General features: G+C 33.8%; 11 protein-coding genes. 4 read left to right on the forward strand and 7 right to left on the reverse strand.

Annotated elements, in window-relative coordinates; genetic code table 11:
• Positions 1 to 5: 5 nt before the first annotated feature.
• The 3 genes from ACVFVN_RS12465 to ACVFVN_RS12475 are packed head-to-tail and all read right to left on the reverse strand — an operon-like array spanning position 6 to position 3,183.
• On the reverse strand, positions 6 to 464 hold the full coding sequence (locus ACVFVN_RS12465) for a DUF1569 domain-containing protein (RefSeq protein WP_456235515.1): 459 nt from the start codon (positions 462 to 464) through the stop codon (positions 6 to 8).
• Between the two features lie 11 nt (positions 465 to 475).
• A complete protein-coding gene (locus tag ACVFVN_RS12470) occupies positions 476 to 1,597 on the reverse strand; it encodes a tetratricopeptide repeat protein (RefSeq protein WP_456235516.1) in 1,122 nt (373 codons plus the stop codon).
• Positions 1,594 to 3,183: a helix-turn-helix domain-containing protein gene (locus ACVFVN_RS12475; RefSeq protein ID WP_456235517.1), complete on the reverse strand. Its 1,590-nt coding sequence runs from the start codon at positions 3,181 to 3,183 to the stop codon at positions 1,594 to 1,596. Before ACVFVN_RS12475 ends, ACVFVN_RS12470 begins: the two co-directional genes overlap by 4 nt.
• A 237-nt stretch (positions 3,184 to 3,420) precedes the next feature.
• Here ACVFVN_RS12475 and ACVFVN_RS12480 point away from each other — a divergent pair, with 237 nt between their 5' ends.
• Positions 3,421 to 4,725: a T9SS type A sorting domain-containing protein gene (locus ACVFVN_RS12480; RefSeq protein ID WP_456235518.1), complete on the forward strand. Its 1,305-nt coding sequence runs from the start codon at positions 3,421 to 3,423 to the stop codon at positions 4,723 to 4,725.
• A gap of 91 nt (positions 4,726 to 4,816) precedes the next feature.
• Here ACVFVN_RS12480 and ACVFVN_RS12485 read toward each other — a convergent pair whose 3' ends face one another.
• Entirely contained in the window at positions 4,817 to 10,720 is a 5,904-nt protein-coding gene (locus ACVFVN_RS12485; RefSeq protein WP_456235519.1) for an alpha-2-macroglobulin family protein, read from the reverse strand.
• A 54-nt stretch (positions 10,721 to 10,774) separates the two neighbouring features.
• Between ACVFVN_RS12485 and ACVFVN_RS12490 the strand changes: the two genes are divergently transcribed.
• The 3 genes from ACVFVN_RS12490 (at position 10,775) to ACVFVN_RS12500 (ending at position 14,623) form a co-directional block, all read left to right on the forward strand.
• A complete protein-coding gene (locus ACVFVN_RS12490) occupies positions 10,775 to 11,542 on the forward strand; it encodes a hypothetical protein (protein ID WP_456235520.1) in 768 nt (255 codons plus the stop codon).
• Between the two features lie 44 nt (positions 11,543 to 11,586).
• Entirely contained in the window at positions 11,587 to 12,663 is a 1,077-nt protein-coding gene (gene recF / locus ACVFVN_RS12495; protein WP_165136579.1) for a DNA replication/repair protein RecF, read from the forward strand.
• Positions 12,664 to 12,937: 274 nt separating this feature from the next.
• A complete protein-coding gene (locus ACVFVN_RS12500; protein ID WP_456235521.1) occupies positions 12,938 to 14,623 on the forward strand; it encodes a tetratricopeptide repeat protein in 1,686 nt (561 codons plus the stop codon).
• Positions 14,624 to 14,626: 3 nt separating this feature from the next.
• On the opposite strand, the gene ACVFVN_RS12505 is transcribed toward ACVFVN_RS12500, so the two are convergent.
• The 3 genes from ACVFVN_RS12505 to ACVFVN_RS12515 form a co-directional block, all read right to left on the reverse strand.
• Positions 14,627 to 15,106: a cytidine deaminase gene (locus ACVFVN_RS12505; protein WP_456235522.1), complete on the reverse strand. Its 480-nt coding sequence runs from the start codon at positions 15,104 to 15,106 to the stop codon at positions 14,627 to 14,629.
• A gap of 64 nt (positions 15,107 to 15,170) precedes the next feature.
• Positions 15,171 to 15,563, reverse strand: coding sequence for an alternative ribosome rescue aminoacyl-tRNA hydrolase ArfB (gene arfB / locus ACVFVN_RS12510; RefSeq protein WP_165136570.1), 393 nt, complete (start codon positions 15,561 to 15,563; stop codon positions 15,171 to 15,173).
• Positions 15,563 to 16,591, reverse strand: a complete 1,029-nt coding sequence (locus tag ACVFVN_RS12515) for an AMP-binding protein (protein WP_456235523.1) — start codon at positions 16,589 to 16,591, stop codon at positions 15,563 to 15,565. Before ACVFVN_RS12515 ends, arfB begins: the two co-directional genes overlap by 1 nt.
• Between the last annotated feature and the right edge of the window lie 13 nt (positions 16,592 to 16,604).

Below are 16,604 nucleotides of genomic sequence, written 5' to 3' on the forward strand. Positions count from 1 at the left end.
CTAAATTATAAAATGCCAAACTGCGCCAAATGATGATCGAGATGTTTGGCCATCATATTATTCCATTCTTGCGCATTTAGCTTTCCAAAACTAGCACTTTCTTTACCATCAAAAGCCGCTTCTCCGAATTGTTGTGTTTTTTGTATAAAACCTATCAAACGTTTTTTTTCAAAATCAAAATCTTTTTTATCTTTAATTAAAAACATAGGTCCAGTCGGCAAATTTTGTTTGTAAGCTAACTCATTGGTCACTTTTGGTTTGACAAATTTTTTCATCATCCATTTTGCAAGAAAACTTGGTTTTTTATGTTTTTGCGGTTCATAGACTAGCTCATAGGTTACATTACAATGGGCTAACATTTGGTCAACAGACATTTTGCCCCATTTGGCAGGCGTCTCTGGTGTCAATTGGTTGATGGCCTTGATGTAGGTATCAACATCTGATGTATTGAAGATATTTCGCATAGTATTTGATGTTATGAGTGTAGAAGTGTTTTTATCTTGTTTTGAAGTTCTAGGTTGGATTTTCTTTTTTTCCAAATCAAAACTGAAAGAATGCTTGCTAATATTAAGCCTAAAATTATGATAAAACTGTTAATTCTAGTTTGGCTTTCTTTTATGTTATCAACAGATTTTTTATTTTCTTTAAGAATATTGTCGATACTACTGTTAATTGAGTTGAGTTCGTTTTGCTCTCTTTTGAAGCGAGTTTGTAAGTACTTTTGGTTGTACTCGTTATAGTTATTAATATCATTAAGTGCCAAATAGTTTTCGGCAATAACTTTATAAATCCCTTCGTTAAGTAACAGATCACCAATATTAGATGCTAACTGATTCGCTTTTTCTAGTAGCTCCAAAGCTTCCTGATGTTTTCCATTCCTCATGTAGACATCGGACAATCCTTTATATGCAAAGGCCTCCAGACTATTGGCTTTTTCTTTTTGGGCAAATTCTATAGCACTTAGGAAAGATTGCTCGGCTTTTTTAAGATCTCCTAAATCAAAATAGCAATAGCCTATATTGTAATACACCACACTAAGGTTGGCATTAGCTTGTAAAGCGGGGGCTATTTTTTCAAGATTTTTAATAGAAACTAAAAACTTGCTAAGTGCTAACTCTGGATTTAGCTGGCTTTTATATATCATCCCGCGTACGGCATAAGCTTTTCCCAAAACCGAAAACTTTATTCTTGAGCTATCTGGCATTTTTCGGCTATGCTGATCGATCTGGTCTAGAAAGTTAAGACTTTTATTAAATACTTCCATCTGTTGATATTGTATCGCGATGGAAATGAGAATCTGAGCTTTGGTATCAGAGTTGGTAATATCTCCTAATAAGTCTTGCACTTTCAGAATATATTTCAGAGACTCATCAGAGTCGCGCTTTGCAATATATGCTTTTGAAAGGATAAGATATAGATCTGCTTTTTTGTCCACATCTGTCTCGTCTTTCAATAACTGATTAACAATTTTTATTGACAATTCTGGATCTCGATAGATGTTGTCTTTTGCTTTATTAAATTGAGCTTCGCGTGGATTGGCCGCCAACATTAACATGCCAAGACAAAGCAACATAAAGCAACTTAACATTTTTTTCATTTTGAAGATTGGTTAATTTGTTGGATATAGGCATTGGGAGACATTCCTGTAATCGACTTAAATACCGTTGTAAAGGCACTATGTGACGAAAAGCCAGATACTTCAGCCAAATAACTGACTTTGTAATTGAGATATATCGGGTTGGTTTTCAACATATATGCAATATAACTTACGCGCAATTCATTAATGTAGAGATTAAAGTTTTTGCCTTTGTATTTATTAATAATCTCGGAGAGATATTTGGTATTGGTCTCTAGTTGTCCTGCCAATACAGCAAGAGACATATCTTTGTTGAGAAAGCGATCGGACTTTTCTAGCTCGTCTAGTTTTTGCAAGATATCATCTTCTTTCTCTTTTGAGATAAGTATACTTTTCTTAGGTTGCTTAACAACTTCTTCTGGGATTATCTCAATATCAGAAATTTGTGCCTGTTCTGGGACATCTGATTCTTTTTTAGCCTCATTATTTTCTGATAATTTTTTAAAATATGATTTTTGATTCTTAAAAAAGTCGATTTGTTTTGTCAATTCATCTTTGCGACGATATTCATAAAAATAAAATGTAATAAGACTCAATACCAAAATCGAAAAACTAATGATTAAAAATCTTGTTGTAAAGTTAGCATCTTGTTGTGCTTGTTGGGTAGTTTGTTGTTCTCTAAGTTCTGATAACTTCAACAAATAACGAATACCTTCTTTTTGACTAGAGTCAATTTTGGTTTTACTATTTGCAAATAACTTTTCATAAAATCTGTACTTGGTCTCGTCTTGTAAGGCTAGATAATTTTTAGCCATCATATCATAGATTCTTAATTTCAAAACCAAATAATCTATTCCCTCAATATTTGATAAGGATTTTTCTAAATATTGTAGGGCTTCGGAATATTTTTTATCAATAAAACTAAGGCTTGCCAATCTTTCATAAACCAAACTGTACAAAAATACCTGTTCTGGATTATCATCTACCAACTTTTTGAGCCTTGTAAGATTAGCTCTTGCCTGATCCATTTTTCTTTGATTAAGCAAAAGAGATGTTGTCATAACATCGTTTTCGGTCTTGATAATAAAATTTTCTGCGGATATATTTTTCAGATAATTATTACTTTTTTGGAAATAGTTGAAGGCTTCTGTATTATTTTTATTAATCGAATAGTTAATCGCCTGTAACTGAAATACTTTCGCAAGATTAATGTTATAATTTTCTTCTGGTCGGTACAATGATTTTTCCTTCAATAACTCGCCTATAAGTCTTGTTGATTGTTTGTAAAGCTTCAGATTTTGGTATTGTTCGGATAATACGTAATCCCTAAAAAGATGTCCAAAATCGTCGGTTTGATGTCCAAAATGACTTTCTTTATCCAAAGACATTCTGACAGATTGCACATAATCTCCCTTCATGGTATAAGCCTGTGCCATCAGATTTTGCAAAACCAAGCGTTGTTCCTGATTTTGTTCGCTTAATGTAAAGCTTTGGATAAAGTTAATAGCCTCATCTGGGTTTTGATAGATCTTTTGGACACTCTTATCTACCAAAGAGGCGAAATCAGTGTTTTTTTGTCCGTTTAACAACGAAAACAGGAAAAACATAAAAAAAACAAAATTTTGGGAACGAAACATAGAACAAAAATAGCTTTTTATGTGATTCTATACTAATATTCTTAATAATATTTTTTCAAATTTGAGGAAGTTAAATTTATTTAAAATACTAACAATCAACATATTAAATATTTAACATTTTAAAATTTCGTGAATTATTAAAACCTAACTATTTGAATTAAATTTAATACTCGCTAAAATTGCTATGTCAATTAAAAGAAATAAGAAATGAAAAATTTTTACAAAATTCCATTTTTAGTATGTGCCCTATTGGGGATTCAAAATCTGTCTGCACAATTTTATAACCTAGGTCAAGGTATTTCCGTAACAGACGTTAACGACAACCTTGTAGCAGCTGCATCATCTGCCAATGTCAACAACATAAGATGGACTAAAGACACAGGTGTACAAATAATCGGTACAGTTACTAGAGACTTGTTAGCTGGTCAAAGATTGGTTGGCGCGGACAACAACAAAATAATTGGTTATATGACCAATCCCGAAACCAACCTTAACGAACCTTCTATTTACGATGCTACCACACAAACTTGGAAACATCTTGGCGGTATCTCTAGCAGTTCTGACGCTAGTAAAGCATCACCTTGGGGAATGTCTGAAGACGGAACAACTATTGTTGGCCTGGGCTGGACGAGTGCTTCCATAGGACATGCTACAAAATGGGAAATAAATGGCGAAACTGTAACCATAACTGATATGGGCAGTACCGAAACAGGCCGATCTAGCCGAGCTAATGCGATAAGCAACGACAAATCAACAATCGTTGGTTGGCAAGATGACCAATCTGGTTTTAGACAAGGCGCTTATTGGTACAACGGTGTACAAACCATAATCAAAAATACAGCAGGCTCTGCTGCTGGTGAGTCTGGAGCTGTATCCAATGATGGGAAAGTTATGGTGGGCGTAAATGGCTTTTATCCTTATGTTTATAACAGAGAAACGGGTATCTATACAGAGATTACACATCCAGACGCTGGTACATTCTTCCGAGGAGGTGCGACAAACATAAGTGGGGATGGCAAAACTGTGGTTGGCTACTTCCGCGGTTGGCCAGGTGGTCCACACTTTGGATATGGCTTTATATGGACCCAAGAAAGTGGACGCGTTGACCTTACCGAGTATGCACAAAGCTTAGGAATCGACACGCAAGGTCTTAGATTATCTTTGCCACTATCCATCTCTCCAGATGGAAAAAAAATTGCAGGTCAAGCAGTTAATCCTACAACATTAGCAGCCTATGGTTTTGTACTTGACTTGACAACTTATCTTGGTACAAACGCTTCTCAAAAGCCTAACATTATTAGCATCTATCCAAATCCTGCTAAAGATATTGTTAATATTGCAAACACTAAAAACACATCAAAAATAGAGATCTACAATATGACAGGTCAGAAAATTCTAACTTCGGAAAGTGCTAAAACATCAATCGATGTGTCTCAATTTCCAAAAGGGAATTATATCGTAACTATAACAGCAGATGGGAAAACAACGTCTCACAAGTTGGTGAAAGAATAAAAATATTAAATCATATTTTTTAAGTTTAGGTAAAAAAATAAGCGACAGAAATCTGTCGCTTATTTTATTTAATATCTTATCAAATACGAAATTATTTGATATCCATTTTTGTCCCAGCAGTATGACTGTTCATCTGTGGGGCATAATAATTTTGCAAAGTCGAAATCCCAGTTGAGAAAACTCCCGAAGCATTGGCTACCAAATCATATTCTAAAACATATTTTCCCTTCGGCATATATTCGATATAGAAATTAGTGGATGCATCTTTTGTTGATTGATAATAGGCCAAATTATTTTTCCATTGATAGCTAGAAATAACATCCAAAGGTTCTGTGCCTGCAGCACGCATATCTTTAAGATGAACATATTCCATATTACGATCGGAGTTGAGAATCATTCTCACCGTAATGTTGTCGCCAACTTTAAGAGTTGTTTTTTCATTAATCGGGATGAGCTCTTCACCATTCTCAGTTTTCACTTTTTTGAAATACTCTTTCTTGATCGAGATATAATTCTCTGAGGATTTTATTTTGTCCAAATCTTCATAGTATTGCCAGAACAAACCACCTTGTACAATACCTGGCCCAGGCTTGGTCACCGTAACTTTTCCTAAAGATTTGTCCAATTTACCAGAAGTGTCAATCATTTTGATATAGCCAGTCGCTTTTTGGTCGGCTTGTTTCATATCTTTAGTTCCCCAAACGATTGTCGCTTTATCACTTTCCGGTGTTGTCCAAGATTTACCAGAATTAAGAATTGTAAAAATAACTTCTGCGGTACTTCTTGAAGTTCCCCAAGAATTAACTTCTTTTTGGGTAATCAACCAAATTTTAAGATCTTCAATAAATTGTTGATCGTTTGGTTTCAAAACATTGAAAGCTTCCAACGCGCCAGCATGGTTCACCACTTTTGAAGCATACCATCCCCAATCATTAAGATTTTGTTTCCAATAGACACCTTGCGTCTTAGATTCTGTAGACGTTTCTTTAAGATAAGTCATCAATTTTGTAGACACATCTCTTAGACCATACTCATCGAATAACAATGCAGCACGATGCAATCCAAAGAATGAGAAATCGTCAATCTTCGCCGTTTTCGCTTTTTTAATAACTAAATTTTTAAGTGTTTTGGGATTAGCCGATAATGGATAATCTTTTTCCCAATAATGTCTTGCATCGAGATATTCCAAAGAAGCATTGCTCCAAGGATTTTCTTTACGAACATCCCAATATTTATTAATATTATTATCTACGAATGTGATAAGCTTGGTTAGCATTTGTTTTTGAGAATCCGACTGATAATCTTTAACATTATCTTTTAACCAAAGATTGAGCTTTCCTAGGTTTTTAAGAATATACAAAGACGAATAATAAGAACTCGGATAACCAGGATACCAACTAAATCCGCCATCTGGATTTTGCAATTGCAACAAACTTTCCCAATCTTGCTGAATACTATTACGCATCGTGTTGACATCAAAAAGTCGCACCAATTTTGACATTTGTTCTTCTTCATTTTTGCTGTCTAACATCCAAGGCGTTTCGTCGAGAAGAAGTTGTTTCAGCTCTTGATTTTTTTCAAGATTCGAGGTCAAAAGTCCTTTCGCTTGGTATTCGTCAAAAATAGTTTTCAGTCTTGGATTGGCTATGAAAACTTCCGAAGCAATAACATCCGCAAACCATTTGTTAAAGATAACATCCGCAGAATTTTTAGTTTCATTTTTAAGACTTGGCAACGCAAACATCACTTCCCAAATCGGGTTGGTTGTTAACTCCAAAGTGTGTCTAACATTAGAAACAGTCGAAGAATTATTGTTAAGCAAATTATCAATCTGGAAAGTTTTGGTTTCGCCTTCTTTTACAAAAACCGGAACCGCATCCGTCACCAACATACGATTTGGGAGAATGGCAATGGCTTTTTGCTCGCCATCCGAAAACTCGCCTGCTTTGGCAACGACTTTCAAAATGATAGAACTAACATCTTTCGGAACTTTTAAAATCCACGTTAAAGCATCGCTACTATTCCCGTTGAGTAAAAATGATTGTTCAAAATTATAGCCTTTTGTTGCTGTCATTTGGCTTAATCCAAATTTCTGCGTAATATCTTCATTGGTAAAAGCATCCAAGATTTTGATTTGTGCGACGCCATTCAGTTGTTTTGATGTTAAATTATTAAGTTTGCTTTGGAAATTAATTTCGTCACCTTCCCGTAGAAAACGCGGATAATTTGGTGTCACCGAGAAGTCTTTTTGTGTGATCATTGTTTTCTCAGCGTAAGCAGATTTTGCATCTTTGGTATGTGCCAACAACATCAGCTTCCATTTGGTTAAAGCTTCTGGCGTGGTGAATTCAAAACTGATATTTCCCATTTCATCGGTCACGAGATTTGGATAGAAAAATGCCGTTTCGTTGAGATTTTCCCGAATTTTTATTTTTTCTAAATCCTCTTGATCTGATTCTTTTTCTGAAATTTCGGTTGTTGAATACCCCAAAGACTTTTGTTGTCTTTTTACTTCGTAAGCAGAAACAACAACCTCTTCAACATCAGCAACAATCGTAGAATCTTTCGATCGCATTGACGCTTGTCCTCTAATAGCAACTGGTGGCGCAGGCACTGCATTTCCATATAATGCTTGAGATTCAAAAACAATTTGATCCCACATCCAGTTAAAATCTGGTTGACGAATCGATTTTGTTGTAAAATGTTTTTCTCTTTTGCTATAATACAATTGCTTAAGACCTGTATTTATTCTATAATCATTAATAATATCACTGCGATAATAAATATTGCTAAACGAATAACCATTCGCTGCAAATTTATCCAACGACATATCGTACATATTGGCAAGTACTTCTGCGAGCACTTTTTCATTTGTTGCACCAACGATTTTAAAACTCCATTTTTCTTTGGAATTCGGTTGCAATTTGTCGCGGAAAGTTGTGGTTTCTATTTTCAAGCCATCATCTTTTCTTTTGATTGGCACATACAAATTTTCGGTTTGTACATCATTAAACGCTGCCAAAACCACTTGAACGTTCAAGACTTCCGATTTTTGATTAATCTTAACTGGATATTTTAAAAATCCATTCGATAAAGATTTGCTTTCATATAAAGTTTTTCCATCGCCATTTTGGATATAAATATTGGCTATTGCATTTGGAATGGCCGAATAAATCAAAAGATTTGCTGTTTCTCCAACTTGATATTCTTTTTTATCAAAACTGGTATTCAGAAAAGTTTTTTGTTTCGGATCCAAACTGGTTTTGCTCCAGACCTGAAAATCTTGACTCGTTTTGATGCTGTCTTTTCCTTCGATATTGTAAAGCTCCAATCGGTAAAAACCTGGCGACAATTTTCCAATATTTAACAAAGAATCTTGCGCCATTTTGTCAAACAAAACCTGTTCGGTTTTCCAATTTTTAGGAAGTTCGGTTTTATCAAAACGATCGTGTGGAAACAATTTTTCAAACTCCGACTTTGATAATTGTGGTAAATCCTGAATTTGATTTTTAAACTGATTTCTGAAAATACGTTGTGGTTCTTCCAGTTTGCTCAGTTTTGTTTTGTAGGATTTTTTTAAGTTTTGGTTGTTGTAATTTTTGGTTTCAACGTTTACTTTTATCTCATCATCAGAAAATTGGTCTTTAAGATTCGTCGCCGTGATATAATGCGAAACCGAAGACACCGTCAAACGCGTATTTGCCGATTGCGTCTCGCCTGAAATATCCGTCGCGCTAGCATTAATATTAAATTCGTCAATCTGGATGCCCTCTAGTTTTTCGTTTTTCTTGAGATCCAAAACAATTGTGAATTCGCCTTTGTCATTGGTTTTTGTTTCACCTAGAATTGAATTTTCGTTATCAAAAATTTGTGGATACCACGAGAAATATCGCCAACGGATATTTTGCTTTTTGATTTCATAATTGATAGTAGCATTCGACAACGGAACTCCCGAAAACATGAGCGCTTTCCCTTTTAGTTCTATCTTTTGACCATATTTGTATTCGTCTTTGATCGGGTCAAAATTTAATTCAAAATTTGGACGTTTGTATTCTTCAACAGAAAATGCTTTCCCCGAATAAAGCTCAAGATTAGAATCATTAATGCTTAATCTAAATTGTCCATTAAGCTTTGATTTTGGCAAAGTGAAACTCCCGCTATAAGAACCAAATTCGTTGGTTACAAAAGTTTGGGCGCCCACTTCATTGGAATTAACATCCTCCAAAATAATTTTTTGTTTAATGCCCGACATTGTCGTTTCCTTATTATTTTCAAGCTTTGTATTAATGACTTTGAAATAAACGACTTGTCCAGGTCTATAAATCGCGCGATCTAGGAAAATCTGCGCACGATGTTCTTTATCGATATTTCTATTGTTGTAGTAATCATTAGTCGAGCCATAAGTGTGTTTTAATTCTACATCTCCAGTGTTAACATCTTCTATAACACTGAAACGATAATAAGCTTTTTTATCAGAAATAGGCATTTTAAAACTGGAATCTTTCGAAACAATGATGGGTTGAACCGAGGGAGATTGCGACTCAAAAGGAAACTCATGAACTTTTAGGTTGGGATTCTTAATTAGTTTTCCATTTTCAGAATTGATCCAAAAATATTCCCAATCTGTATTGTTATCATTAATTACATTTTTAAAAATAGATTTTGCGGCAGATACCAAAAAATAATTATCCCGCTGGTATGACATAGGCTTACCATCCACAAGATATTCGGTGAGATAGATGCCTGCTGGAAGCGCTTTTATTTCGAAAGCTGTTTTATGAGATTTATAATCATTCTTTGTAGGAAAATCAAAACTTTCTGTTCTTACTAAAACTTTTTTTATACTTTGATATTTGTTCGAATCATTAAACCTAGATAAATAGCCTAAAAAACCTTTGATATCCTCTTTGACTTGGTAAATTTTAAGCTGTGCTTTTTTGACATTTTTTGCTTCCACCAAAAGCTGAATCGGTTTGTTAGCCAATGTTGTAGATTCTAAATAGAAACTAGCATTCGGAAGAAGAATCTGGTTTTCCTGATTTTGAATATTTCCTAAAAAACCTGATTTGGGATACGCTGATTTTGCTTTTTTAATAATTTCTAAAGCTTCCGATTCTTTTTGATTTGAGATCAAATTTTCAGCAATTCGCGAAGCAATCATCACTTTGTAATCGCCTTCTGTAGAATCATTATATAGAGTTTGCCATTTTTCCTTTAGGCTTTTATCATTGGGATTTCGTCCAATTTGATAATCTAATTTTTGAGCTTTAAAATACAAATTGGCATTACCCGAAGTGGCTGCAATAACTTCATCATAAAGTTTAAGAATTGTTACCTCATTCGTTTCCAACTCATTTTTTGTAAACAAAGTGGAATTGCTCAAAAAGTTAATATATTGTCCACTTGCCCAATCCAACATCGTAGGATAATATTCCAAGTCGAATTTTGAATTGAAAATACTTTGGTAGGATTTTAAGCTAATCGATTTTAAAAGCTCTTTTTGTTTGAAAATATTTTGATATTCTTTGCTCAAATAATTTTTAAACCCAAGATTGGTCCAGGTTTCTATTTGGCTGACATCTTGGTTGTCGGTATTGGTTCTGGACCGAATTCGCCATTGCACCGAGTCGTAATAATCTCGGATAAACTCTGCTTTCAAAACTTGAAAAACCAAGGCTTCTTCACCAGAAAATAAACTTCCCGCTTCTTGGATTTTCTTAAAAAATTGACTCGACGTATCATTCTGCGTATCATCTAGCGTTCTTCGCATGATGCTAAATTCAGCTTTCAGCGATTTGATAAGTTCTGGAAGGTTTTTATCATTCATGGCTTGCTTTTGAATGTTGAGAATAATGGGCTGATTGGACTTAAAGTTTCCTTTCTGCGCTTGTTCTGTAAGAATTTTCCATTGTTGCTCGTAGAAATTTTGTCCATACAAGGTTGTGACAAAACTTGTCAAAAGCAACAATCCAAAAGTAGAAATCAGTTTTTTCATAAACTTTTATTTTTAAATTTTACAAAGCCACAATTTTGTTTACTTTGTAAAATAATGTCAGTTTTAAAATTAGCAAAAAAATATATTGTTGACAGCCAAATCTACGTATCCTTAATGGGAACCATGTTGGCGGCTTTTTTCCTTTTGGAACAAAACGCGTTCCGTTTGCCTAAGCTTTATCTTATTTTCCTGACATTTTTTAGTGGCTATCTTTATACAAAATACCAAAATCAAGAAAAAACATTTTACAAAGTATTAATTTTCAACAGCATTACAGGCATTATTTGCGTTCTACTGATTATCAAAAATCATAACCAGCAAATATTATTAAGGTGGCTTCTCATCGTTATTCTTGGACTTTTATACAACAGTAAATTCTGGGAAGCTACCATTCGGAAAATTCCTTTTCTTAAAATATTTTACGTTGGCCTGGTTTGGGGCTTGTGCTTTGGATTCTTGGGATTGGCAGAAGTTAAATGGGAAATTATTGGATTCAGTTTTTTTTATATTTCAGCTTTGGTTTTGCCCTTTGACATTCGGGATATGAAGTTGGATACAATTGTTACTTTTCCGAAAATAATGGGCATCAAAAACACCAAACTCCTTGCCTATTTCTTAATTTTGATTGCCAATATTATCAGCGTTTTTAGCTTTAAGACTGACATAAGAGTTGCTTTATTTATAACATCCCTTATCAGTTGTATTCTGATATATTTTGCGAATGATAAAAAGTCGGACGCTTACTTTTCCTTTGGGATCGAGTCTTGTTCTGGACTTCCGTTAATTATTTATTTCATTCAGAAAAGCTTTGACCTTTTTTAAGAGTCTGAATTGGCTTATCTTTGTTATTCCAAAAAATCAATACTTTGAGAATTAACAAACTCAGTCTTCATAATTTTAAAAACCACGAAAGTTTGCAACTGGATCTTAGCGCACAAATTAATTGTTTTGTGGGCAATAATGGTGTCGGTAAAACCAATATTCTCGATGCTTTGTATTATTTGTCAGTCGGTAAAAGTTTTCTAGGAAATTCGGATTTTAATAATATTAAAAATGAAAGCGATTTCTTCAGTATCGAAGCAGAAATTCAGAACGAGGAAAAAGAAGATATTTTAAAGATCATCCTCAGCAAAGACACCAAAAAAGTCATCAAAAAAAATGATAAAAACTACGATCGTCTTTCCGATCATGTTGGATATTTGCCTTCGGTTATTATTTCGCCTTATGACCAAAATTTAATTTCGGATTCTGGAGAAAGTCGTAGAAAGTTTTTGGATGCGATGATTTCTCAGACCGATAGCGACTATCTTTTTGCCTTAATACAATATCAAAAAACCTTACAACAGCGCAATGCTTTATTAAAATCCTTTGCAAAAAACAGATATTTTGACATCGAGAGTTTAGAAATTTATAATGAACCTCTGATAAAATTTGGAGAAAAAATATTTACCACACGAAAAGAATTTGTCTTGAAACTTAATCCTGTGATGCAACAATTTTATAAAAGCATTTCAGGAGGAAAAGAAGAAGTCACTATCACATATCAATCGGATTTGGAACAAGATTTCTCGGAATTACTAAAGCTAAACTTAGAAAAAGACAGAATTCTTACTTATACTTCGCGTGGCATTCATAAAGATGATTTGTTGTTTGAAATGATGCATTATCCAATAAAAAAAGCAGGTTCTCAGGGACAGCAAAAAACCTTTCTTGTCGCTTTGAAACTCGCACAAATGATCCGAATAAAAGAATTGACCAACAAAACGCCTATTCTTCTCCTCGATGATATATTTGATAAATTGGACGACAAACGCGTTTCACAATTGATAGATTTGGTAAATCAAGAAAATTTTGGACAGATATTTATCACCGATACACACAAGGAAAGGACAGAAAATATCATTAAAAACATCAACGCGAAAAGCAGTATCTACGAAATATAAAAATGCCAGCTAGTAACTGGCATTTTGCATATAATAGAATGGTTATTAATCAATTTAGACATTCATAATTTCTTGGTAAGAGGTTAGTAATAGTTGTCTAAATATTTTTGACAAAACTCCAAAAAAATTAAAAGCATTCCAAAAAAACAGGGTGGACATCGGGGTGGACAAATTATTTTACAAATAAATACCTATGATTATCAATATGATACAAAATAAAATCCTTAACATTTAATTATTTTTATTAACTAAATTTTATAATACATTTGTAAGTATGTTAAAAAACTACTCTTTTTTTATCCTTCTTTTATTTTGTGGAATCATAATTTCTGGTCAAAGAGCAAAAAAACATACTGTTCTAACTACGAATTATATAGAATCTGCAACAAAAATTGACAATCAAAAAGATTTAGAAACATACTTTTCTAATAAAACCACGATCAAATCGCAGGAAAAACAAATAATACAGAAAGTAATATATGCTGATTTCGTTTCAAAATCTTTGGACAAATACAATCCTGAAAGTACCAAACTCTATAAAGAAGCCATACAATTAAGTGAAAATATTTCCAATGAGAACTTCTTAATTTGGCTAAACAGTAAAGTTGGTTTTTACTATTACAATTACAACTTCTATCCCGAAGCAATGCCGTACTTCCTGAATGCTGAAAAACGATTGCAACACGCAACCGATATAGATATTATTGAAGCAGAATATATTTTAAAACTTAACGCCTACTTTTGGTCAACGATGGAGGACTATCAAAAAAGCAATGAATATCTCCTGCGCTTTTTAAAATTACCCCATCAAAAAGACAAAAACTATGGCGCTGTACTCAACAATATTGCCAATAATTACAGAAAGCTAAATAAAATTCCCGATGCGATTGCTTACCTCGAAAAAACAAAAATTGCTGCCTTAAAAATAAATGACAAACTGCGTTATGCAAAAGCCTTAGGTGATTTGGCAATCATCGAAGCAGATAAGAAAAATTACACAAAAGCAGAAGAACTTCTCAAAGAAGATATCAAAATTTCCCAATCCGAAAACAACGAGCGCAATACGATGTACGCCCAAATAGAACTTGGAAAAATATACGTATCAACACAAAGAAATGATGAAGCCAAAAAAATTCTTACCGACGCGCTAACCTTTATAAAAACCAAAACCTATCTTAATGGCTTTGAGCTGGACATTCAGAAACTTTTATTGCAAATTGCCATCGCTGACAAAAATGATGTGGCAGAACTTAATACAAGGCGCCGCATAGAAAATCTGAACAATGAAACAGCAATGGAAGAAGGTCCAGATGCTGTAAAAATGGTAAATTGGAAAAGCCAAAAAGAACGAGTTGAATGGAAGCTAGAAGCCGAAAAAAACAAAGCCGAAAAATCCGAAGTTATAAAATGGGCACTTATCGCTGTCAGTATTTTGCTAATTGGACTTGTTGTTAGTGTTTTCAGCCTTAATAAAAGAAAAGTAAGACTTTTGAAATTACATTATGAAAAACAAATTTTAGGTTTTAAACTAGAACAAATAGAATCGGACAAAAAAATACAATCCACCCATAATACTTTGGCAAGCTTCAAATCTTATTTGGTTGACAGAAACAAACAAATCAACAACATCGACACAGAAATCAACAAGCTAAAACAAAACAAAAAAGCACAAAATGCTTTGTCCGCAATGGAAGAACTTAAGATTTCACATCTGATGACCGATGAAAACTGGAATAAATTCAAAGAAATATTTATTCGGGAAGAAGAAGAATACTACGAATTTGTAACCAATAATTTCCCAGGACTAACCGAGTCCAATCTTAGAATCATATTACTCAATCAACTAGGACTTAGCAATATAGAAATTGCACAACTGCTAGGACTTAGTGTTGATGGTGTGAAAAAATCAAAACAACGACTTCGCAAAAAATTTGATAACAACGAAGTTTCTATTGTTTAAAGACTATAAAAAACTAGAATCAAAAGAAAAAGGCAACATATCTCTCACCGATTTGGTTTTAAAAATATCGCCTTCCAAAGAAGCAAAATAGATTTCGATAGGTTCATCTTGTTTGGCTTCGTATTCTAAAATACTTTGTCGACAAGCTCCACAAGGCGGAATTGGTTGCGAACTGATGGTGTTTCTTGGCGCGCCAATAACAAAAATTTTCTTGATGTTGGATTTTGGAAAATTAGCCGAAGCCCAATATATGGTGGTCCGTTCTGCACACAATCCAGATGGATAGGCTGCATTTTCTTGATTGCTTCCTGTAACTATTTCGCCATTATCCAGCAACAAGGCGCATCCTACCAGGAAATTAGAATAATTAGCGTACGCATCTTCGCGCACTGCTTTAGCAGAATCAAACAATTTCTTTTCAATTTCGTTCAAATCATTATACGAATTAATAATCTGAAAACTAATTTTGATTTCTCTTTCCATTTTTCAAAAATCGGAGGGTAAAAATACAGCTTTTTTATGAATAGAAAAAACTATTCATTCTTTATTAGTAGCGAAAACGGCGATTATCTTTTTTCTCAGACAGAATCTTCTTGGCATTCAGTCGTTTTTCAATTTGGCTCTTACGTGGTTTTGTCTTTTTACGTGGCTTTTGTATCAATATTGCTGCATTCACCAAATTAAGCATTCTTTCGATCACAATCTTTTTATTTTCTAATTGGGAGCGCGCTTCCGTTGAAGTTAGTTGTAGAATACTGTCATTATTAATTCTATTTCTGAGTTTTTCTAAAATTAATTTTTTTTGTTCTTCATTAAAAAACTGAGTTGCTGAGACATTCCAAATCGCCGTGACCGCAGTTTCTACTTTATTGACATGTTGTCCGCCAGCACCGCCACTTCGGGAGGTTTTAAAACTTAACTCACTCGAAAAATCGATCATTACAAAAGTTCTTTTAATTGTTGTTTTAAATCTAAACGGCTTACTTTTCCATTGGGCGTTCTCGGCATCTTATCAATAAAAACAATTTGCTTTGGACGATCCAATTTTCGCTCAAAACTAAGATTAAATATGCTGTTTCGAAGTTTGTCATCGTCTTGACCTTCTATTACCAAAATCATCTTCTCTCCCAGATGTTCGTCCTTTATAGACGTCACAACCAATTCTGCAGAAACCTCCTTCTTGAGAAAAGTCTCGATTTTTTCTGGAAAAATTTTAGCACCACCAGAATTAATTACATTATCAATCCTTCCTAAAAACCGAAATTGTTTGTCATTAATTATATCCACCAAGTCGTTAGTAATTAAAAGCTCTGAATTTATTTGTGGTGAAAATATTTGCAAACAACCACGAGTATCAGTAGAAATCTCAACATTTTCGAAACTTGTAAAATAATCTTCAGAAATCGGATAAATCTTTTTCAAAGCGATATGCGATAAGGTTTCGGACATACCGTAGGTTTCATATATAGTATGTTTTTCATTGTCCAGATGCTGACAAATTTTCTTTTTTAAACTTTCAGAAACGCCTGCTCCACCAATTATTAAATTTTTAATTAATTTTAGTTTGGTCAAACTATTTTCAACTTGTAAAGGTGTGAGCGCACAAAAATCAATAGGCAAATTCAACTGAGACAAAGCTTCGGTTTTGGGTGTGAAGACTTGTAACTTCAAACCTCTTTCTATTGCCCGTATCAACATCATTTTTCCAGAGATATACTCAACCGGCATACAAAGTGCTGCAGAATCTCCTTTTTTAATACGCAAAAAATCGCAGGTCATCTTTGCCGAAGCAAACATTCTCGCTTTTTCAACTTCAAAAAGTTTCGGAATACCTGTCGAACCTGAGGTTTTGACAGTCGTTTTTGTCTTATCGGATAAAGTTTCTTTCAAAAATTCAAAAACTTCCATTTCGAAGTCCGTTTCCGGACTCATTCTATCCAATTGAATATCAGAACAATCGATTAACATTGACTTTCTTTAA

Source organism: Soonwooa purpurea, assembly GCF_053891095.1.

Coding starts and splice junctions, on each gene's coding strand:
- ACVFVN_RS12465 (WP_456235515.1), bottom strand. CDS start 464: ATGCGAAATATCTTCAATACATCAGATGTTGATACCTACATCAAGGCC.
- ACVFVN_RS12470 (WP_456235516.1), bottom strand. CDS start 1,597: ATGAAAAAAATGTTAAGTTGCTTTATGTTGCTTTGTCTTGGCATGTTA.
- ACVFVN_RS12475 (WP_456235517.1), bottom strand. CDS start 3,183: ATGTTTTTCCTGTTTTCGTTGTTAAACGGACAAAAAAACACTGATTTC.
- ACVFVN_RS12480 (WP_456235518.1), top strand. CDS start 3,421: ATGAAAAATTTTTACAAAATTCCATTTTTAGTATGTGCCCTATTGGGG.
- ACVFVN_RS12485 (WP_456235519.1), bottom strand. CDS start 10,720: ATGAAAAAACTGATTTCTACTTTTGGATTGTTGCTTTTGACAAGTTTT.
- ACVFVN_RS12490 (WP_456235520.1), top strand. CDS start 10,775: ATGTCAGTTTTAAAATTAGCAAAAAAATATATTGTTGACAGCCAAATC.
- ACVFVN_RS12500 (WP_456235521.1), top strand. CDS start 12,938: ATGTTAAAAAACTACTCTTTTTTTATCCTTCTTTTATTTTGTGGAATC.
- ACVFVN_RS12505 (WP_456235522.1), bottom strand. CDS start 15,106: ATGGAAAGAGAAATCAAAATTAGTTTTCAGATTATTAATTCGTATAAT.
- arfB (WP_165136570.1), bottom strand. CDS start 15,563: ATGATCGATTTTTCGAGTGAGTTAAGTTTTAAAACCTCCCGAAGTGGC.
- ACVFVN_RS12515 (WP_456235523.1), bottom strand. CDS start 16,591: ATGTTAATCGATTGTTCTGATATTCAATTGGATAGAATGAGTCCGGAA.